Origin of the sequence: Synechococcus sp. H55.2, assembly GCF_047462495.1 — a bacterium.
Taxonomy (GTDB): Bacteria; Cyanobacteriota; Cyanobacteriia; order Thermostichales; family Thermostichaceae; genus Thermostichus.
In genome coordinates, this window is record NZ_JANSJH010000045.1 from 1 (window position 1) to 19598 (window position 19598).

The following is a 19598-nucleotide window of genomic DNA, read 5'->3' on the forward strand; positions in this document are numbered from 1 at the left end:
GGGAGAGGGGAGCTAGGCGAGTAGGGTTTCTAGTTTGTCGGCGATGGCGGCAATCCAGGCCTGCTCCTGGCGGCTGAAACTGCGGGGGGTGTCGCTGCCCAAGATGAGGCATCCCTTCTGGCCGATGGGCTGGCAGAGAACCGCCTGGGATCCGGGGGGCAGCAGGCCCTCGAACTCGGCGCGGGCCGGGAACAGTTTCAAATCCACCAGATAGACGGGCCGTCCGGTCTGCAACACCCGCTGCAAGATGCTCTGGGGCCGGATGGAGGGCAACTGGCCGGGGCTGGCCAGGATCCCCCGCTGCAGTAGGGTGCGCCCCTCCACCCAGATCACTACCGTGCGGGCAGCAGTGGTGCTAAGGAGGGTGTGGGAGGCCCAGGCCAGCTCCAGTTTTTCGCTCTCGGAAAGGTCGGGGTGCCAATCGCAGCCTGAACTCCCCTGCAGGGGGGATGCCTGGGTGGGACGGGGCTGGATCTGCTGCCACAGCAGGCCGGTCAGGATCAAAATGGCGCTGAGGAGGATCCCCAAGGCATCAGAGCGGGACTGGCTGGCGAACAGTTCCGGCGTAAAAGCCAGTCGGTTAATAACCAAGAGGGCGCTGCCCAAAAGGCCGGTCACCAAAGGCAGATGCCTCAGCCAGCGGTTGGGATCCCGGGAAGCTGGAGTGGATTTAACCCTCAAAGCAGGCAGACGTATCTAAGAGTGCCCAGTAAACCCAGTCTAGAGCTATCCAAGGCGTTAGAGACGGCTCCAGATGCCGAGTCGCTCTTGGCGGGCTCTTTTTTGCAGGCCACCGAAGTAGCTGTCGTATTTAATGTTGTGGCTGTAGGGGATGATGCGGGCCAGGCCGTTGCGCACCAGCATGGCGTTCATCTGCTGGCCCTCCAGCCAGACGTAGGCCTCCACCAAGCCGGTGGCATCGACGTTGCGCAGCAGCTTGTCCCCTTCCAGCTTGACGGTGCGGCGCAGGATACGCTCCCGCATCAGCTCAATCGCCTGCTGGTAAAAGGGATCCTCCTCCGGCCTGAGGCCCTGGATCCCGGCCAAGCGGATCAGGCGCAGTTTCTGTTCCCCTTCGATCTGCACCACCAGCGTGTCACCATTGACTACGCCCACCACCACTGCCTCGGGGTAGCGATCGAAATAGTGGTTGTCGAAGTAGAAGAGGGTGTCGGGCACGACCCGCCGCTCCCCCAACCCGTGGCCGGGAAAGGCGGGCAGGGCCAGGAGCCATCCCAACACCGCCGAGCCAAAAGCAATACGCCGGAACATGTCTTTCCCCCTTGCGGATACCGGCCCCCTTCCCCCAGGGAGCCTTTACCGGCAACACCTAAGGCGTAATGGTAGCGGCAACTGCCTGGAAGACAACCCCTTACCAGGGATCCGATGGCCGGTTTTGGCGATGGGGATCCCTTTATGGATGAGGGTTTTGGGCGAGAAACTCCCGATCCAGGGGCAGAGGGGCAACCGGCTGGGTGAGAGTAAACTGGCCGCTGACAATCCACTGTTTGAGGATCTCGGCAACTTGCATTGAGCGGCGCAGGCTGGCCAGAGGAGCAGTGCGCACCTTGCGGCCGTTGAGGACAATGTAGCCGGATTTGAGCTGGGCATAGCTCACCAGGCCAAAGGTGGGCCGCACCCGCCGGGGAATGGAAAAGTCGATCACCGGCGCCACCAGTTCCTCATCCCGGACAGCAATGGGCTCCAGATCGGCAGGGGAGAGGATGGGGATGGGGATCCCGACCCCCAACATCAGGCTGGGGCCGTAGTTGCGGAAGTAGCAGCCTCGCACCCATTCCGCTTGCATCTGTTTGGCGTCGCCAATGAGGGCCAAGGTGGCCGCCGGGCCGATGGGGGTATGGTTGGGCAGCCGCTTTTGCCGCGGGAAGTGTTGGGTGCCTTCCCAGGCGATGTAGCCGCTGCCGCCCCCCAGAAAGATGCGGCTGCCGATCCCCACCCGGCGCAGGAGGGGGTCGTTGAGGAGGGGGGAGAGCTCGCCTGGGTTGGAATAGACGGCATTGCCCAGGTGCGGCTCCAGCAGGCCCAAATAGGTGTACAAGGGCCGATCCCCGCCGTTGACGCCGACAATGAAGTTTTGGTAGGCGTTGCGGGGGTTGAACAAGTAGAACTGGTTAAGCTGATCCCGTGTCAGGGTGGACTCGTAGTCGGCGCGGGGATAGCAATCGGTTACCTGGCCAACAGCCCGCAGGTGCACCCGCTTGCCGGCCACCAGATCGGCGATAACATGGCCGCCCCCATAGGGGTGCTCGGCTTGCTCACTGGGCTGGGCCGCCCCGATGTAGAGATCCACGGCGCCAAACCCGGCATAGGCGGGCACCCCGTTCAACCAGGCTTGGCGAATCTTAATGGGCGGATCCGTATGGCCCAGGTTGAGGATTGCCCCTGACGACTCCATTGGCTCAAAGGTGCCCGTGGTTACCACATCCACCTGCTCAAAAGCCTGCTCAATGCCCAGGGTGGCCAGCTTGGCTTTGGCCTCTAGGGCCGTCCACACCCGCGCCTGGCCTTTGGCAATGCGTTGGTTAATCTGGTCTAGAGTTCTTTCCATGGAGTGCAAGAGGCAGTCCGCGTCCTTTGAGGCAGCGTTCCCGAATGGCTGATCAATGGCTGTATGAATAGCTTAGATGGCTGGGGAGGGCTCAGGAAGGTAAGCCGCTGGCTGGGGCAGTACGGGCCGCTGCTGCCGGCTCTGAGCCTGGTAGGTCTGATCTACGGCGGTGGGCTGCTGCTGGCCCTGGCCCAGAGTGTCGGCCTCTACGGCTTGGGGAGGACGGGGTTGAGCCTGCAGGGATACGGGGAGCTCCTGGGAGATGCCGAGGTGTGGGGATCCCTGCTGCTGAGTCTGGGGCTTGCTTTGCTGGCGACCGGGTTGGCGCTGGTTTTGGGGTTGGGATCGGCGCTGTTGTTGCGGGGGCTAGGGGGGTGGGCCATCTGGCTGGCCCAGTTGACGTTGCCGGTTCCCCATTTGGTGGGGGCGGCGGGAATGTGGCTGTTGTTGGCTCCCAGCGGTTGGCTGGCGCGGCTGGCCTTCCAACTGGGGTGGATTGCCTCGGATCAGGATTTCCCGCTCTGGGTGAACGACCGCGGCTACGTGGGGGTGTTGCTCTACTGGCTCTGGAAGGAGATCCCGTTTGCCGCTCTGGTGGCGCTGACGCTGCTACGGGGAATGGGATCCGAGCTGGAGCAGCAGGCGCGCCTGTTGGGGGCCTCTGCCGAGCAAGCGTTTTGGCAGGTAACGCTGCCCTTGCTCAGGCCGGGGCTGCTGGCCACCGGGATCCTCATCTTTGGTTTTGTCTTCAGCGCTTTTGAGATCCCGCTGCTTTTGGGGCCCACCTACCCCCGCACCTTGCCGGTGCTGATCTACCAGCGTTTTACCCATATCAATTTGGAGCAGCGGCAGCAGGCGGTGGCGTTGGGGGTGATCCTGCTGGCCATCTCGGCCGCGGTGGTCAGCCTGATGGCGGGGCTGTTTGCGGCCAGGGGAGCCTTCTTGCAGCCGCCGGGGAGAAAGCCGTGAAAGGACGCCGCGCCTGCAGCCTCTCTGGATGGATGGAGGGATCCCTGCTCCGCTTGGGGGTGGTCGGGGTGACCTTCCTTTGGGCCTTGCCCTTTGGAGTGCTGGGCCTCTGGGCTTTTACGCGGGCCTGGTTTTTCCCCGATGCCCTGCCGCAGGCGTGGAGCCTAGCCGGCTGGCAGGAGTTCCTAGAGCGGGGATCTCAGCTCAGGGCAGCCTTTGGCCAGAGCTTACAAATTGCCCTGCTCACCACTCTGCTGGCCCTAGGGGTGGGGATCCCGGCGGGACGAGTTTTGGGCACCCGCCCGCTGCCTGCTTGGCTGCGCCTGCTCTTGCTGTTACCGGTCATCACCTCTCCTCTGGCTGTGCTGATGGGGATCCAAGGGGTGCTGATCCGCCTGCGCCTGGAAGGCACCCTGTTGGGGGTGGTTTTGGTGCATCTGATCCCGACCATCCCCTACATGGCTTTGGTGATGGGCAGTGTGTTTGCCCGCTTCGACCGCAGCTACGAGGCCCAGGCCCGCTGTTTGGGGGCGGATCCCTGGCAGGTGTGGTGGCAGGTAACGTTGCCCCTCGTGGCCCCTGGAGCAGCTATTGGGGCAGCCTTTGCCTTTTTGATCTCTTGGAACGAATTTTTGCTCACCTTTTTCGTCGGCGGTGGGCGGGTGCTCACCCTGCCGATGTTGCTCTACAGCCTCTTGCAGGGGGGGAACCACACCTCGATGGCCGTGGTGGCCCTCCTGTCGGTGCTGCCGGGATGGCTGGCCCTGTTGGCAGCCAGTTTCTGTTTGGGACAAGCGGTCGGACTGGCGCCCACCGCGATCCCAGAGGAAGGGAATTAGTATCCTTTCAAGGCCAAGTTAGGAGTTTGCAGAGCGGCTTCCACCCGCTGCACCTGGGTTTTGAAGCTGCCGTCCTGCTCCAGCCATATCTGCCTCAAAGCCGGGGGGATCACGTCCAGGCCAAACCGAGGGCTCTTGGGGCGAAATTGCACGCAGGTGGAAGGACAGGCCAAGTAATCGACCCCCTGCCGGCGGCGGTGCAGGTCTTGGTGGATGTGGCCGAAGAGCACCAGGCGAATGTGGTCGAACTCGTCCAAAACCCCAAACAGCCGCTCCGGCTGCTGCAGGGCACTTTGGTCCAGCCAGGGAGAATCCACCGAAAAAGGAGGATGGTGCAAGGCCAGCAAAACATGGTGTTGGGCGGCTTTGCTCCGCTGCAATTCTTGTTTCAGCCACAGCAAAGTGCGCTCCGTCAGGTAGCCGCTGTCTTTGCCCGGCACTAGAGAGTTCAATAGAATCAAGCTCCAGTTCTCTCGACTGAAGCTTTTCTCCCCGTGTACCCGCTCGGCGCGGAGCTCTGAGTTCATGTTATGAAGGCGATCGTGGTTCCCCGCCAGCCAATAGGTGTCGATGGGAAGAGCTTGCAGATGCTCTCGCAAACGGGCGTAGGCGGCGGCGCTGCCATCTTGGGCGAGATCCCCGGTGAGCAGCAGCACATCCGGCAAGGGATCCAAGGCGGCAATGGCCTTTTGCACCTGCAGAAAAGAGGTCTCTGTGTCCACCCCCAGCAGCCGCTGGTGTGGCTTGGCAAACAGATGCAGGTCGCTGATCTGAACCACGTAAACAGTCATGGAAGCGGCTGGAGAGAGGCGGGATCCCCTCTATAAAAAACACCACCGTTTTAGCACCGGATTCCCGGCTGGGATCGGCAGGCAACTCCATCTGGAAGGCCCAGCTTTAACTTGCCCAAGTCCGCCCCGTCCCCTTCATGAGAAAATCCTCAAGAAAAAGCTTCAGGAAACATTTAGAGAACGGCCCACATTCCTAAAAGCGGCTTGCACCTGCGGCCAGCGGGATTCTTGGGTGGAGGCCGTCAGAGTATAAAGGCGATGGTGGCGCACGGTTACCGTCACCACTTCATGGCGAAGCTGGGATCCCATGTCGGTTTGGTATTCAAACAGGTAGTAGGGCTGACCTTGCCGCTCAAAGGCTTCGGCAGCCAACAGCTTGGCGGAGCGACCGGATCCCTCAGGAGCGATGATCTTCTCTGCCACCAACTGCCCCACCTCGTCCGGGCCACCCAGGTCGGCGATCGTCTCTCCCTTATCAAAGGGGGCGATCATCAAGCTGACATTCTCCGTCTCGTACACCAGGTCGCGCAGCAGCACCGTCGGCCCTTTCCCCGGCCCGAGCTTGAGCGCCACCATACCGTTGGGATAGGCAAAGGCAAAGGCCCCGCTGGGATCCCTGTAGGCCCGCAGGTTGGAGCCTGCAGAGCAGGCACTGGTCAAAAGGCTGAGGCAGACACAGAGCAGCAATAACGCTCTGGACAGCCGTAGAACCAATCGGGCAGAATGCCCGCCCTGTGCTGCTGACATCGCTGGGATCCTCCCCTCAGATGGGTTACCTATCCTTATCATCCTAGTACGAGCGCATCAGCGCTAGCCCGTTGACCCTCAATGGCAAGGCTCCCCCTTGTACAGCACGGCTACCGCATGGGCTCAGACGGAGATGTTCGGCCCAGTTGCCGAGGAACCCGGAAACAGGGGATCCCCAGAATGGGAAGCTGCTGCCGCTATTGAGGGAGCCGCTTCTCGAAGTCCAAATCTGGCAGCGGCAGGTTGGCCGGCGCGCCCCCCTGGCCCGTCAGCATCGCCAAGCGGCGAGAGATCTCATCGTCCATGGCCATCTCGTCCAGTTGAGCGGCAATTTGCTCGCTGCGATCTTCCGAAAGCTCGCTCAGGGCGCGGGCCTTGAGCTGGCGAGCCTGGACAGCGTTTTTGGCTGCCTCAAATTGCGACTTGGCTGAGTCGATGTTGTAGGAATTGTTGACACGGGTCATCTGCTCGAGAGCTTGGTTCACCTCGTTGATGTCTTTGAGGTTGCTCAGCTCGCTCTTGTAGGCGGCCAGTCGCTCCTTTTCGCGGGCCAGCTTCTGCTTGGCCGCGTTGACATAGCGCTCGGCAGTTTCCACATTCTCTTTGAGGGGGCCGAGAATGGCCTCAATTTGCAGCGCTTGGGACATGGCCAAGCGGGCCGCCTCTTGATCGCCCCGTTGGGCGGCCAGGCGAGCTTTGTTCTCCAGAGCCTGGTACTCCCGCACCTTTTGCATGTACTTCTGCTCGGCCCGCTGATAGGCAGCCACTTGGGTGGCAACGGCTTCGGTGAGACGCTGAACCGTTTCCTGCATGGTGCGCAGGGATTCTTCCGCCACCATCACTGCCCCTGTGCCCCCTTTGTCCACGGGGAGCCCCCACAGCCAGTTCCAAGTTCCGACGATGACGCTGCCGGCCCGTTGCCCGAAAATGCCGTAGATGATCTTGCGTGCACCCATGACCTGACCCTCCTGTTTGCTCTTGCCTCTACTGTATTTAACTTTCTCCGCAACTGACAGATCTTCTAGGGATCCGGCAAGTGGACAAATTCAAACCCCCGCTCCTTCAAAGCCGGGATCAACTGCCGCGCCACCTCAGCCACTTGGGATCCCCCCTGGATCCCATCATGGAGCACGATCAAGGAGCCAGGCTGTACCTGGGCCAGCACCCGCTCCACCACCACCGCTACCGGTGGAGTCAGCCAATCCTCGGGTACCACGCTCCACATCACCGGACAAAAGCCCCAACGGCGCAGATCCACAAGCGTCTGCGGCCAAAACAAGCCATTGGGCGGGCGCACAGCCCGATAATCGCCGGGGATCCCGCCACAGGCAGCCACCAGGGCAGCTTGGCTGCGCTTCAGGCTCTGCCGCAGTTCGTCGGGGGCAAGCTGGGTAAAAGAGCGATGCTGCCAGCCGTGAAGGCCAATGCGGTGACCTTGCTGGCGGATCTGACGGGCTAGGTGGGGCCAGCGCTGCACCCGTTCTCCCAGGACAAAAAACGTGGCCGGCACCTGAAAATCCAGCAAAACCCGCAACAGAGCCGGGGTGTACTCGGGGTGAGGGCCATCGTCAAACGTGAGGGCCACCCGCCGAGCATGGGGATCTGCCGGCAGCTCCCACAGGCCCTCGGGAAAGAGGATCTTGAGGCCCCAATGCAGGGGTGGGTAGAAGAATGAGGGCAAGATTTGCCGAGAAGAAAAGAGCATTTCCGTTAGCCTGGCAAGTCTACAGATAGCTTGAGCCTAGAGCCAGTTCCCGGCAGCGTTGAGCGAGCAGTTGAAGCAACCCATTCAGCTAGAAACCGCAGAAGCCCCGCGCTCTGGCGTAGCCGGTCGCGAAGCGGGACGGAGTCCTTGCGTCGGGAGGAATGCGAGAAGCCGGACAACAATGTAGTTTACGTGTGACCGCCCACAGCAATCCAGTCGCAGCTTCTTCCAGCGTTAGCAATATAGGTCCATCTCTAGATCCATCTCTTGCGTAGGAAGGATCCCGCTTGGCTGAGGTTCACCTCATCAACTGCTGGGAAGCCAAGAGCCGGCACTAGGGCAAACTGGATCTATCTGGCCGTGCTGTCGCTATCTGGATCCCTTGCGGATCCCAACGAAGCAGTAAAATTGAGGTCAGGCTGACCGTAGAGGTGTCGAGTTGGCTGCCAAAGCCTGGAAACTGTTTTGAAAGCGAGGAAAACGCCGTGGAGCTAGCTGAGATTGAGGAGTTGATGAACAAAGCTGTGCAAGCCACACAGCGCTCCTTTAATACGGTACGCACCGGGCGGGCCAATGCCAGCCTGCTGGATCGCGTGCAGGTGGAGTACTACGGCGTGCCCACTCCCCTGAAGGCCTTGGCCAGCCTTACCACGCCAGACTCCAGCACTCTCTTGATCCAGCCCTTTGATCCCTCGACCTTGGCGGCCATTGAGCGGGCTATTGTCGCCTCTGACCTGGGCTTAACCCCCAGCAACGACGGTAAGGTGGTGCGCCTCAACATTCCCCCTCTGACGGAAGAACGCCGCAAAGAGCTGAGCAAACAGGTGGCCAAACTGGCCGAAGAGGGTCGGGTCTCGATCCGCAACATCCGGCGGGATGGCATCGACTCGGTGCGCAAGCGGGAGAAAAACGGCGAGCTGTCGGAAGATGAATCCAAAAGCTTGCAAGAGGATATCCAGAAACTGACCGACCGCTACATCAAGAAAATCGATGAGCTGCTGGCAGAAAAAGAAAAGGAACTGACCACTCTTTAAGGCTTTGTCCTTGAAGCACCCCTGCCAATTCATTTTTGGCCCACAGCAGTCAAGCGGCAGTTCTCTCCCTGTGGCCGGGATCCCAGGTTGGGCCAGGATGGAAGGAAGAAGGCGGCGGGCATAGCTGTCCATGGATCTAATCCTGTGCCATCAAGCGGCGGACTTCGACACCTTGGGGGCAGCGGTGGGGGCAGCGCGCCTGTACCCGGGAGCCCGCATTGCCTTGACCGGGGGATCCCTGCCGGGGGTACAGGAGTTTTTGGCCCTGTACCGGGATGAATTTCCCCTCATCGAGCTGCGTTCGGTGGATCCCCGCCAGGTGCAGCGGTGGATTGTGGTGGATTGCCACGATCCGGATCGCCTGGGCAAGGCCGCCGCTTGGGTGAATGTCCCCGGCGCGCAGATTGAGATTTTCGACCACCACCTCCAGGATCCGGAAACCCCGCCAGATTGCTTTTGGCCGCAGCAGCAGGTTACCTGCCATATCGAGGCTGTGGGATCCACCTGTACATTGCTGGTGGAGCGGCTGCAGGCTGCCGGGATCCCCCTCAGCCCTTTTGAGCGGCTGGCGCTGGCCTTGGGCATCCACATGGACACCGGATCCCTGACTTTCCCGGAAACCACCGCCCGCGATGCTGCCGCCCTGAGCTGGCTGTTGCAGCAGGGGGTAAACCTGGTCTTGTTGCGGCGCTTTTTGGGGGATGGCCTCACCCCCCAGATGCGCGAACTGCTCAGCCAGGGGCTGGCCCAGATGCAGGTAGAGCAGGTGGGGGAGTATCGCCTGGGAACGTGGCTGCTGGAGCTGCCGGAGTTTGTGCCCGGCTTGGCCGGCTTGGTGATGCGGCTGATGGATCTGACGGGGGTGGACGTGCTGCTCTTGGTGGCGCGGCAGGGGGAGCGGCTGAGCCTGATCGGGCGGGCACGGCAGGAGTTTGCCCGCCTGAGCCAGGTGATGGCCCTCTACGGTGGCGGCGGCCACGACTGTGCAGCGGCGGCCACGCTGAAAGCCAGCCCCGACCAGCCTTTGCCCGACCCGGCCCAAGTCCTGGCGGCCCTCAGCCAGGCGGTCAAAGCGCGGATCCCACCCCCGGTGACGGCCAAAGACTTGATGTCGGCCCCGGTGCGCACCATCCGACCGGAGATCACCATCGACGAGGCGCAGCGGGTGCTGTTGCGCTATGGCCATTCTGGCCTGGTGGTGGTGGATGCCCAAGGCCGCTTGGTGGGGGTGATCTCGCGGCGGGATATCGATATCGCCCTGCACCACGGGTTTGGCCATGCCCCTGTCAAGGGCTACATGACCACCGACGTCAAGACGCTCTCCCCCGACACGCCGCTGGCGGAGATCCAGCGGTTGATGGTGCAGTGGGATATTGGCCGCCTGCCCGTGCTCCAGGATGACCAGTTGGTGGGCATCGTGACCCGCACCGACGTGTTGCGGCATCTACACGAGCTGCCGGCCCTCTCGCCGCAGTTGGCTTCCCCTGCCCTTTCCTGCCCTCTGGATCTCACCTTCGCGGCTCTGTCGGAACGGCATCGACAGTTGCTGGAGCAGGCCGCCCGCATCGCCGATGAAAAGGGCCTGAGGGTGTATCTGGTCGGGGGAACGGTACGAGATCTGTTGCTGCACCGGTGGGGGCGCCCGCCCTCACCCAACCTGGAGCGGCTGGATCTGGACTTGGTGGTGGATGGGCCTTACCCCTTGGCTATCGCCGGGACAGATCCCCCAGGCTGGGGCTTGATTTTGGGACAAGCGCTCAAACAGCACTTCCCAGAAGCGCGGCTGGAGATCCACGGCAAATTCCAAACGGCGGCTTTGATCTGGCCAGGCGGCTTTTGTGTGGATATCGCCAGTGCCCGCACCGAGTTTTACCCCTACCCGGCCTCGCCCCCCGAAGTGGCCATGGGATCCATCCAACAAGATCTCTACCGGCGGGATTTTTCCATCAACGCCCTGGCCCTGCGCCTCAACGGCCCCCAGCGGGGACAGGTGCTGGATTTTTTCGGCGGACAAGCGGATCTGCAGCAGGGGATCATCCGCGCCCTGCACCCCAACAGCTTCATCGAGGATCCCACCCGCATCTATCGAGCAGTGCGCTTTGCGGTGCGCCTGGGCTTTAGCTTGGACTCGACCACAGAAAAATGGATCCGCGCTGCCGTGGCCAGTGGCCTGCACGATGCTGTCGGCGGGGATCGCCTCAAGCAAGAGCTGGCCTACATTTTCCAATCCCGCGATTGGCCGCAGGCTTTTGAGCGGCTGGCGGAATGGGGAGCCTTGCGCTGTATTCACCCCGACCTGGAGTGGGATCCCTCCCTGTGTCGGCGGTTGCAGCGGGTGGGCCGCTGGGCCCATCACTTTCGCCGCCGCTATCCCGAGCTGGGCTCCCAGGAGATCTGGCAACTGCGCCTCGAGGCTCTCCTCCTCACACTGCCCCAAGCGCCCCAGGTAGCCAACCAGCTCCACCTCACCCAAGCGGGCGTCGAACGCCTCAGCCAGTTCCCCCACTACCAAACCCTGCTGGCCCAACTGAATTCTGGATCCCTGTCTCCTGCCCAGGTGGTGCAACGGCTGCAGGGGCTGCGGATCCCGGCGGTGATTTTGTTGGCCAGCCTTGCCGACAAACCGGCCCGGCGACTGATCTGGCGCTACTTGCAGGAGTGGCACTGGGTCAAGCCGCTCCTCAACGGCCATGACCTGCGTCGTCTGGGCTATAGGCCAGGTCGCTCTTTCCAGGCGATCTTGGAGCAACTGCGTTGTCTCACCCTCAACGGCGAACTCACCACCCCGGCAGAAGCCGAAGCCTGGCTACAAGAACACTTTCCCTTGCCGCCAGCTCAACCCAGCGAGGAGCCCCATCAATCGAAATAGAAGAGAGTTACCAACTTGTGTTGCTCCTCGGCGTGCTTACAGGCATCCAGGAGCGTGACGCTGTCGTGAAAGACAAAGCAGATCAACTGCTGACACTTGCTGATGATCTCCAGATTGCACAGGCGGCTGGCTTCTGCCAGGGGAAGGTGGTCATTTTCGGGGTGCTCTACCAAATGCAGCACCTGCTCCAGGCTGGCCCGCGACTCTGCCGGCTGTCGCTCCAGGCTTTGCGGCAAGATCACCGTCAGCGATTTCATGTCCGCCCGCATCGCCCCCCGAATCACGGCCAGGTTGGTGCCAATGGCCCCAGAGGTGAGGATCTGGTTGCCGGTGAGGGCCAAAGCATAGCTGAGGGTCTCGATGAGGTACTGGTGGGTGATGGGCACGTGACGACTGCCCAGGATTGCCACTCGTTTCGGCCCAACTTGCTGAATCGCGGCCAGCTCCTGCAAAAAGGTGTCAACGCTGGTGGGAAGATCAATAGACTGGGTCAACGGGATCCCTCGGCAAACTTTCAAGATCTTGGCTAGGCTATGCTAGCCCAATTTTTCGCCTTGGGATCCGGCCTTATTGGGTCGCGGCCTCTACCAGCGCAACAGCGCGGCTGCTCCTTGGAATTCGTGGAGCAAGCGGTCTTCGGCCTCGCCACGGACAAACTCCAGCTTGGCGCCAAAATCGCGGGCCAGCACCCAGACCTGATCCCGCAGCGCCACCGGTTGCGGCTCTGGGCAGAGGAGCCGGGCCATCTCCTGGGTTCCCCCCACCGAGCCGTCTGGGCAGCGCCAGATGGTAGTCTCCAACCTCCAGGGCAGGACGAGAATTTCCACCCGACCCAGTTGGAGAGCGTCCAGCACCGCGTCCACGCCCCAAGCGCCGGGCTGCTCCCGAATCCGCTCCAACAAGGCCAGTTCCCCTCGGCGCTCGGCGGCCTCCAGGACGGGCAGCACCCGCTCGAGGATGTCTTGCGGTGTGGGGGCGTGGAAATTGGTCGGATGCCCCACCCGCGCGACGATGCGGTTGCGCAAGCCGCGGTTGAGGTAGCCCTCAAAGTGAGACACCTGCCAGGCTTCGCCCATAAGCACCAGGCGCTCGATGCCCAGGCGATCCACCGCTTTGTCGAGGGCGTGGGCCAGGCGCACGTAAAGCTTGTGCATCCAGAGGCTGACCTTGGCCGCTTCCCGCTCCTTGGGGGAGAGTTTGTCGAAGGTGCCGCCGCTGCGGGCGCGACGCTCGGCAACGACATTCTCGATGCGGCCGGCCAGCTCCTGGAGTTCTCGCCACTCGTCGGCGCTGATGTTGGCAAAGACTTCCGTGTCCTCCCGCAGTTCTCCCAAAAAGAGCTCGTAGAAGTGCCACCTGGCCCCGGACAGGTGCAACACCCCGGCCCGCTCATATTCATCGAAGGCGAAAATCAAAGGGGTCAAGTACGGCTCACCCCAGCGGGCTTCTACCCGCCCGTGGGCCAGATCCACTACGGGCAGCTCCACCTGCAGGTCGATTCGACGCAGCACTAGCTTGCCATCAGCGTTGCGGCTGGCAAAAAGAACTAGGGTGCGGGCGGAAGGGCGCTCCTGTTCCAGCAGGGCAAGGATTTGCTCGTAGAGAGAAGGATCCCGCTTGCCCTCCCGGAACTCCGGCAGCTCTTTGATAGCGTTCTTGATGCGTCCCACCCAGGCAAGGCGGGCGTTTTCAGGACGGGCAGGGTTGATGTCGGCGTATAACGAGAGCACCGGCGTGCTGCTGTCGCCAAAGGCAGCTTGCAAATCCCGGATCAGGGTGTTGAGCTCGTCCATGGTTTTGAAAGGGCTTCACTGCAAGATATCTAAAGTAGGGAATGCGACGGCAGATCCCTCAAGGGATCCCACGCAAGATGGAGCTCAGTTGGGCTTGGCCTTGGGGAGAAGATTCTGCCTGGATCTGGATAGTGTAGCTCATGTGGCTGTGAACACCCCTGCCCAGCCAATGGCCGTAGATAGGAGCGGCATCTCTGGGGTAGGCGCTGGCCGCCAAAGCCACATGGCCATCGGCCACGGCCAGCCCTTGGGTGGGATCGAACCCCCGCCAACCGGCCCCCGGCAGATACACCTCTGCCCAGGCGTGCAGATGACGATGCACAGGCTCTGTGGTCTCCCCCGCCGGCTGCGAAGAACCGACCTGGTAGCCACTGACAAAGCGTGCGGCCAAGCCTACGGTGCGGCAGACCTCCATAAACACCAGCGTCAGGTCACGGCAGGCGCCGGTTTTGCGCTGCCAGGTCAGGCCGGCGGGCCAAGGATCCCCCTTTTCCCGCAAGATGTGGCGGCACTCGGAGTAGATGCGTTGGTTAAGCGCCGGCAAAAAAGCCGTCGTCTCCCCCTGCACCTGATCCCAGAGCTCCCAGGCCAGGCTTTGGATGCCGGCATCTGCCTGGGTCGCCAGATAGGGCTGCAGTTGGGCTGCCAGCGTGCTGGGGTAGTTGATGGGAAGGTGGGTGGCCCAATCGCAGAGCAGATAGTCAAAGGGGTTGCGCCGCAGGGTGACCACGGTGGACTGGGTTTGGATGCGCAGATGTTCGGTGGGATCCCCAAACCAGAGCTGAACCGCCGCGTTGCCATCCAGATCCACCAGCTCCGATTGGCCTGCCGGGCGGGGATCCACCTGCAGATCAAAGGCCAAGAGGGCTTGGATCCCGTTGCAACGGGGTCGCAAGCGCACAGTGTGGGGCTCCAGTTGCACCGGACAACTGTAGCGGTATTCGATGAAATGGCGGATTTGAATTTGCACGGTTCGGTGAATGGATACTCCTCAGAGCCGGCCCAACCCCAGACGAACTAGGGATGGTCTTGCTTGGCCTGTTGCCAGAGAACTTCCAATTCCTGGAGACTGCGTCCTTTGAGCATGGAGCCTTTGCCATCGCCGGGCATGGATCCTGTCGGCTCCTGGGCCAGCTCTTCCATGCGCAAAAAACGACGGGCAAAACGCAGGTTGGTCTGAGCCAGCGCTTGGGCAGCATCCAAGCCATAGCAACGGCCCAAGTCGACCAGAGCAAACAGCAGATCCCCCAACTCGGCTGCCTGTCGGGCCGGATCGGGGGGATCCCTTTCCAATTCTTGGCGCAGCTCGGCTTCTTCCTCGCGGATCTTGGCCCAGATCCCCTTCACCGTTGGCCACTCAAATCCCGCTCCCACCACCTTTTGGGAGATCTTCAGAGCAGCCATCAGGGGGGGCAAACTTTGAGCATAGTGGAGCAGCTTTTGACCAAGGCTTTGATCCGGTTGCTCCTCTTGCTTGATCTGCTCCCAAGAGCGGTGCAGCTCGGCCAGGTCTGCCGGCACAGCCTCCCCAAATACGTGGGGGTGACGACGGATCAGCTTATCGGCAATCCGCGCCGCCACAGCTTCCAGATCAAAGTGGTTCTGCTCGGCAAAGATCTGCGACTGCAGCACCACCTGCAACAACAAATCCCCCAGCTCATCGGCAATCGCTGCCGGATCCCCGCCGCGAATGGCCGCTACCGCCTCATACGCCTCTTCGAGAATGTAGGGAGTAAGAGACTCTGGAGTTTGGGCCCGATCCCAAGGGCAGCCGTCGGGAGCACGCAACCGAGCCACAATCGCCGCCAAACGACTCAGGTGCAGAGTAGAGGCGGGACGCTCCAGATAAAGGTGGGCAAAATGGCCCGTTGTCTGCGGATCCCAGCTTTGAAGCGTCAAGGGGCCGGCCACCACCTCTAAGCCTTCTGCCAGCAGCGTAACAGACTGGACAGGGGCACAGACCTGTTGCAGAAAACGGCGCAACTCCCCCAGATCCTTTCCCCCACAGCTTTTCAGCAGCAGGGATCCCTGCTCCGCAGTAGACCACCGAGCCAGCGCCTGTTGCCAGTCGGGCTGAAGACTATCCAGCGTTTGCAGCATGGTCAAAAGGGTAGGTGCGGCCCAAATCCAAAAGGCGGCTGAGCTGCTCTAGATCGATGAAACTCAACTCCAAAAGAATCATCAGCAACGGCCCTTGCTGGCGATGCTGCAGCTTTTTGGCCAAACTCAGTTGAGAACGGTCGATAATACCCGTTTCCAACAGATATTCCTCAAGGGCTGGGGGGGGAATCGGATCTAGCATGGTCGTTTCGCGGCGCTGAAGAAGGACGACTGTGAAAACTGAGAAGATAGTCAACCAATGTAACTATTCTTAACACTCCTATAGGATTTCGGCAAAGATCTGGCCAGCGAGTGGGCCAAAGGCCGGTTTGCCAAGCCCTGCGCCCACAGCTCCACAGCGAGAAAACCCCTAGATTACTCGGGTAAATGAGGTTTTCGTATCCAAAGATACAAAAAACAGTTGGAAGAGGTCATGGTATGATAGCAGACTCACGAACAGTTGGCAGCATCTCAAAAGGCTGGCTAGCTTTTCCTCTTGGGAAAAACCAGGGAGCTTGAGCAAGATGTTACCTTTTTATCCTGGCAACTTCGGTACTTAAGATAAAAATCTTACATTAATGGCTCAGGGATCCAGTGGGTTCTGGGCTTTGCCTTGTTGTTTGGGTCGGGTCAGGTTTCGGGCCTGCACCGGCCTAGGTCTCGGCTAAGCTAGAGATGGTTGCAGCATGAACTCTCCCTATGTCTGAAGCTCAGGGGTTACTGCCGGTGGGGGCGACGGTTCAGGTGGTGGAGATACCGCCCTATCTAAAGACGGCTGACCCGATGCCGATGTTGCGCCCGGCCCATTTGATCCGCTTGCACGAACAAGGGGTGATCCTGCAGCGGCGGCTGTTGGGCACCTATTGTGTGCAATTTGCCAATGGCGTCTTTCTCATCGACGGGAAATATATTGCCCCGGTGGGATCCCTGTCTTAACGGGCCCATCTCTCTTCCAAGGCAGCTCGATGGGTTTTTGGGATCGGACAGCTTGCTGCAGAATTGAGTTTTCACCTTACCGGCGGACTTTCGCGGTAGATTAAAGTGTGCCAATTGAGGTTGGATCAAGGTTTGGCTTATCCGCTGGGATCCGCCTTAACTGGCAGCAATTGGTTCTTCTGCTTCTGTTGCCCTCCATCCCACAAGACCAGCGCTGCTTATGCCCAGAGTTATCGTTACAGATCCCATCGATCAGGCGGGGATCGATATCCTCTCTCAAGTGGCTCAGGTGGATGTGCAAACCCAGCTCACCCCAGAGCAGTTGATCGCGGTTATCCCCAGCTACGATGCCATCATGGTGCGCTCCGGCACACGGGTCACCCGCGAGGTGATCGAGGCGGGGACGAACTTGAAAATCATCGGGCGGGCGGGTGTTGGAGTCGATAACATCGATGTGCCTGCCGCAACCAAAGCCGGGATCCTGGTGGTCAACTCGCCCGAGGGCAACACCATTGCCGCTGCCGAGCACGCCATTGCTTTAATGATGGCCCTCTCGCGCCACATACCGGATGCCAATGCCTCTCTGAAAGCGGGCCAATGGAATCGGCAGGAGTTTGTCGGCGTAGAAGTCTACAAAAAAACCCTGGGGATTGTGGGATTGGGGCGAATTGGCTCCCACGTGGCCCAGATTGCCAAGGCGATGGGGATGAAGCTGCTGGCCTACGACCCCTACCTCTCCATGGAGCGGGCAGAGCAACTGGGGGTGCGCCTGGTGGACTTCACGACTTTGGTACAGGAATCGGACTACATCACTCTGCACATTCCCAAAACGCCTGAAACCACCAACCTGTTCAACGCCGAAACCTTCCGTATGATGAAGCCGACTGCTCGCCTAATTAACTGTGCCCGTGGCGGCTTGGTGGATGAACAGGCGCTGTACGAAGCCCTGAAATCCGGCCAAATTGCCGGAGCCGCTTTGGATGTCTTTGCCAACGAGCCGCTGAAGGACTCTCCGCTGTTTTCTTTGGGCAAGGAAGTCCTGCTCACCCCCCACCTAGGGGCCTCCACCGAAGAAGCCCAGGTGAATGTGGCTATCGACGTGGCCGAGCAGATCCGCGATGTGTTGCTGGGGCTGCCGGCCCGCTCTGCCGTGAATATCCCCGGCTTACAGGCAGAGGTGTTGCAAAACCTGAGACCCTACCTGGACTTGGCCGAAACCTTGGGCAACTTGGTTGGCCAGTTGGCTGGGGATCGCGTCAACCAGTTGGAGATCCGCCTGCAGGGAGATCTGGCGGAAAAAGATGGGCAGCCGATCGTCATTGCCGCCCTCAAAGGGCTTTTGACGCTGGCGCTGCGGGAACGGGTCAACTACGTCAACGCCTCCATCGAGGCCAAAGAACGGGGCATTCGGGTGGTGGAAACTCGAGATCCCTCCTTGAAAGATTATTCGGGATCCCTGACGTTGATTGCCCATGGCCCCAATGGGATCCGCTCCGTTTCGGGGGCGTTGATCGGGGAGCGAGAGGTGCGGATTACCCAGATTGACGAGTTCCCGGTGAATGTGCCCCCTTCCGCCAACATGCTGATGACCCTGCACCGAGATATGCCCGGGATCATCGGGCGAATTGGCACCCTGCTGGGAGCCTACAATGTCAACATCGCCAGCATGCAGGTGGGCCGCAAGATCATCCGCGGCGATGCAGTAATGGTGCTCAGCTTAGATGATCCCCTGCCAGATGGGATCCTAGAAGAGGTACTCAAGCAGCCGGGCATTCGCGACGCTTTTGTGGTGAACCTCTAGAGCCGCTGGTAGCGATCCCCAAACCTCACTTCCCCTAGCTAGCGAGACGGAGTCTTGGCTTGAGCCAGAGCGATCTGTCCTTAAACCTGCCTCAGATCCCAGACTGGGATTGGCCGGCGTTTCTGGAGTCGCTGGGCCATTTTGGTGTGGATCTCAGCCTGGAGCGCATGCAAGTCCTGCTGCAGCGCCTGGGTCGGCCCCAAGCCGGGATCCCGGCTATCCACGTGGCCGGCACCAACGGCAAGGGATCCGTCTGTGCCTGGGTCAGCCACGTGCTGTGGGCAGCGGGCTATCGCGTCGGTCGCTACACCTCTCCCCATTTGGTGGACTGGCGGGAGCGGATCTGGCTGAACGGGGAGTACATTTCTGCCAACGACTGGAGCCAAGCGTTGGCCCAAGTGCGCGACTGCCTACAAACCTATGCTCCTGGCGAGGCTTCTCCCACCCAGTTTGAGGTCATCACCGCTGCCGCTTGGCTGTACTTCCGCCGGCAAAAGGTGGACGTGGCAGTGATAGAAGTGGGCTTGGGTGGTCGGCTGGATGCCACCAATGCCGGGATCGAGCCCGTGGTGACCGCCATCACCTCCATCGGCTGGGATCATTGGCAGCGCTTGGGCAACAGCCTGCCCCAAATTGCCTCTGAAAAGGCGGGTATTCTCAAGCCAGGGATCCCAGCAGTGTGCGCACCCCAAACCCCAGAGGTTACAGCAGTTATCCGAGCCAAGGCAGAGCAGTTGCAAAGCCCCCTACGGGTGGTTGAACCCCTGCAATGGTTGCAACCCCAAACCGTCCGATGGCGAGGGCAGATCCTCACCTTGCCCCTCAGCGGCGATGTACAACTCACCAATGCAGCGGTAGCCCTTGCCGTTGTGGAAACCCTACAACAACAGGGCTGGCAGATCCCCGATGCCGCCGTAGAAAAGGGGTTTGCCATCACCCGCTGGCCGGGGCGCTTACAACGGGTGCAGCTTGGTTGCCGCCAGTTGCTGATGGATGGAGCCCACAACTTACCCGCCGCCCAGGCTCTCCGTCGTTATCTAGACAAGCACCAACCTGGATCCCTTGCCTGGTATGTCGGTATCCTCAGCACCAAGGATGTCAAAGGTATTCTCAGCACCCTGCTGCGACCGGGAGATTCCTTCTTCGCCTTGCCAATTGCCGGACACTTAGGGACAGATCCCGAACAACTGGCCCAACTGGCCCAAACCCTGCAACCCCATCTCGCTTCAGCACAAGCATTGCCCGATTTGTCTACTTTTTGTGTTCAGATGCAGGAGTCTCAAGCTGTTGGGGAGCCACCGGCTGTGGTTTGCGGGTCTTTGTATCTATTGGGCCAAGTGATGCGGGAATGCTTGGGATGGGGATTGGCCCGTTGACAGCGGGGTTGAGCAAAGACTAGCCCCCCCGTTGGGTGGTGGGGGGGCAGAGGTGAGCCTGGCACCGAG

19 protein-coding genes are annotated in these 19598 nt (G+C 60.9%); 7 read left to right on the forward strand and 12 right to left on the reverse strand.

All coding sequences use genetic code 11. From position 1 onward, the window contains the following. Window positions 1-12 precede the first annotated feature (12 nt). The 3 genes from NW844_RS07050 to NW844_RS07060 form a co-directional block, all read right to left on the reverse strand. Complete coding sequence (locus NW844_RS07050) at window positions 13-618, reverse strand: cofactor assembly of complex C subunit B (protein ID WP_414334679.1); 606 nt, start codon at window positions 616-618, stop codon at window positions 13-15. A gap of 120 nt (window positions 619-738) precedes the next feature. After that, entirely contained in the window at window positions 739-1272 is a 534-nt protein-coding gene (locus NW844_RS07055; RefSeq protein ID WP_414334680.1) for a thermonuclease family protein, read from the reverse strand. Between the two features lie 142 nt (window positions 1273-1414). Beyond that, window positions 1415-2569, reverse strand: a complete 1155-nt coding sequence (locus tag NW844_RS07060; RefSeq protein WP_414334681.1) for a homocysteine biosynthesis protein — start codon at window positions 2567-2569, stop codon at window positions 1415-1417. Between the two features lie 63 nt (window positions 2570-2632). Here NW844_RS07060 and NW844_RS07065 point away from each other — a divergent pair, with 63 nt between their 5' ends. Together NW844_RS07065 and NW844_RS07070 are read left to right on the forward strand one after the other, a co-directional pair. Next, a complete protein-coding gene (locus tag NW844_RS07065) occupies window positions 2633-3538 on the forward strand; it encodes an ABC transporter permease subunit (RefSeq protein WP_414334682.1) in 906 nt (301 codons plus the stop codon). Then, window positions 3535-4377, forward strand: coding sequence for an ABC transporter permease (locus NW844_RS07070; protein ID WP_414334683.1), 843 nt, complete (start codon window positions 3535-3537; stop codon window positions 4375-4377). Before NW844_RS07065 ends, NW844_RS07070 begins: the two co-directional genes overlap by 4 nt. On the opposite strand, the gene cpdA is transcribed toward NW844_RS07070, so the two are convergent. The 4 genes from cpdA to NW844_RS07090 all read right to left on the reverse strand — a co-directional run bounded on the left by cpdA (window position 4374) and on the right by NW844_RS07090 (window position 7620). Then, a complete protein-coding gene (cpdA, locus tag NW844_RS07075; protein WP_414334684.1) occupies window positions 4374-5168 on the reverse strand; it encodes a 3',5'-cyclic-AMP phosphodiesterase in 795 nt (264 codons plus the stop codon). The two genes, NW844_RS07070 and cpdA, sit on opposite strands and share 4 nt — an antisense overlap. A gap of 162 nt (window positions 5169-5330) precedes the next feature. Next, complete coding sequence (gene psbP / locus NW844_RS07080; protein ID WP_414334685.1) at window positions 5331-5915, reverse strand: photosystem II reaction center PsbP; 585 nt, start codon at window positions 5913-5915, stop codon at window positions 5331-5333. A gap of 197 nt (window positions 5916-6112) precedes the next feature. Beyond that, entirely contained in the window at window positions 6113-6871 is a 759-nt protein-coding gene (locus tag NW844_RS07085) for a PspA/IM30 family protein (RefSeq protein ID WP_414334686.1), read from the reverse strand. Between the two features lie 65 nt (window positions 6872-6936). Beyond that, window positions 6937-7620, reverse strand: a complete 684-nt coding sequence (locus tag NW844_RS07090; protein ID WP_414334687.1) for a polysaccharide deacetylase family protein — start codon at window positions 7618-7620, stop codon at window positions 6937-6939. A gap of 485 nt (window positions 7621-8105) precedes the next feature. Here NW844_RS07090 and frr point away from each other — a divergent pair, with 485 nt between their 5' ends. Beyond that, window positions 8106-8654, forward strand: coding sequence for a ribosome recycling factor (frr, locus tag NW844_RS07095; RefSeq protein WP_414334688.1), 549 nt, complete (start codon window positions 8106-8108; stop codon window positions 8652-8654). Between the two features lie 130 nt (window positions 8655-8784). After that, a complete protein-coding gene (locus NW844_RS07100) occupies window positions 8785-11523 on the forward strand; it encodes a CBS domain-containing protein (RefSeq protein WP_414334689.1) in 2739 nt (912 codons plus the stop codon). Here NW844_RS07100 and NW844_RS07105 read toward each other — a convergent pair. The 5 genes from NW844_RS07105 to NW844_RS07125 all read right to left on the reverse strand — a co-directional run bounded on the left by NW844_RS07105 (window position 11511) and on the right by NW844_RS07125 (window position 15618). Further along, window positions 11511-12017, reverse strand: coding sequence for a DNA recombination-mediator protein A (locus NW844_RS07105; protein ID WP_414334690.1), 507 nt, complete (start codon window positions 12015-12017; stop codon window positions 11511-11513). The genes NW844_RS07100 and NW844_RS07105 overlap by 13 nt on opposite strands. Before the next feature lie 90 nt (window positions 12018-12107). Then, entirely contained in the window at window positions 12108-13316 is a 1209-nt protein-coding gene (locus NW844_RS07110) for a VLRF1 family aeRF1-type release factor (RefSeq protein WP_414334691.1), read from the reverse strand. Window positions 13317-13374: 58 nt separating this feature from the next. Continuing rightward, window positions 13375-14286, reverse strand: coding sequence for a transglutaminase family protein (locus NW844_RS07115; RefSeq protein ID WP_414334692.1), 912 nt, complete (start codon window positions 14284-14286; stop codon window positions 13375-13377). A gap of 47 nt (window positions 14287-14333) precedes the next feature. Further along, window positions 14334-15416, reverse strand: a complete 1083-nt coding sequence (gene mazG, locus NW844_RS07120) for a nucleoside triphosphate pyrophosphohydrolase (RefSeq protein WP_414334696.1) — start codon at window positions 15414-15416, stop codon at window positions 14334-14336. Then, a complete protein-coding gene (locus NW844_RS07125) occupies window positions 15397-15618 on the reverse strand; it encodes a DUF2949 domain-containing protein (RefSeq protein ID WP_041438119.1) in 222 nt (73 codons plus the stop codon). Before NW844_RS07125 ends, mazG begins: the two co-directional genes overlap by 20 nt. Window positions 15619-16115: 497 nt before the next feature. Between NW844_RS07125 and NW844_RS07130 the strand changes: the two genes are divergently transcribed. The 3 genes from NW844_RS07130 (at window position 16116) to NW844_RS07140 (ending at window position 19529) form a co-directional block, all read left to right on the forward strand. Next, entirely contained in the window at window positions 16116-16352 is a 237-nt protein-coding gene (locus NW844_RS07130) for a DUF3148 domain-containing protein (RefSeq protein ID WP_414334693.1), read from the forward strand. 220 nt (window positions 16353-16572) lie between these two features. Then, the gene (gene serA / locus NW844_RS07135; RefSeq protein ID WP_414334694.1) at window positions 16573-18153 is read left to right on the forward strand and encodes a phosphoglycerate dehydrogenase; all 1581 of its coding nucleotides are present in this window, start codon (window positions 16573-16575) and stop codon (window positions 18151-18153) included. A gap of 59 nt (window positions 18154-18212) precedes the next feature. Beyond that, window positions 18213-19529, forward strand: coding sequence for a bifunctional folylpolyglutamate synthase/dihydrofolate synthase (locus NW844_RS07140; protein ID WP_414334695.1), 1317 nt, complete (start codon window positions 18213-18215; stop codon window positions 19527-19529). Window positions 19530-19598 lie beyond the last annotated feature (69 nt).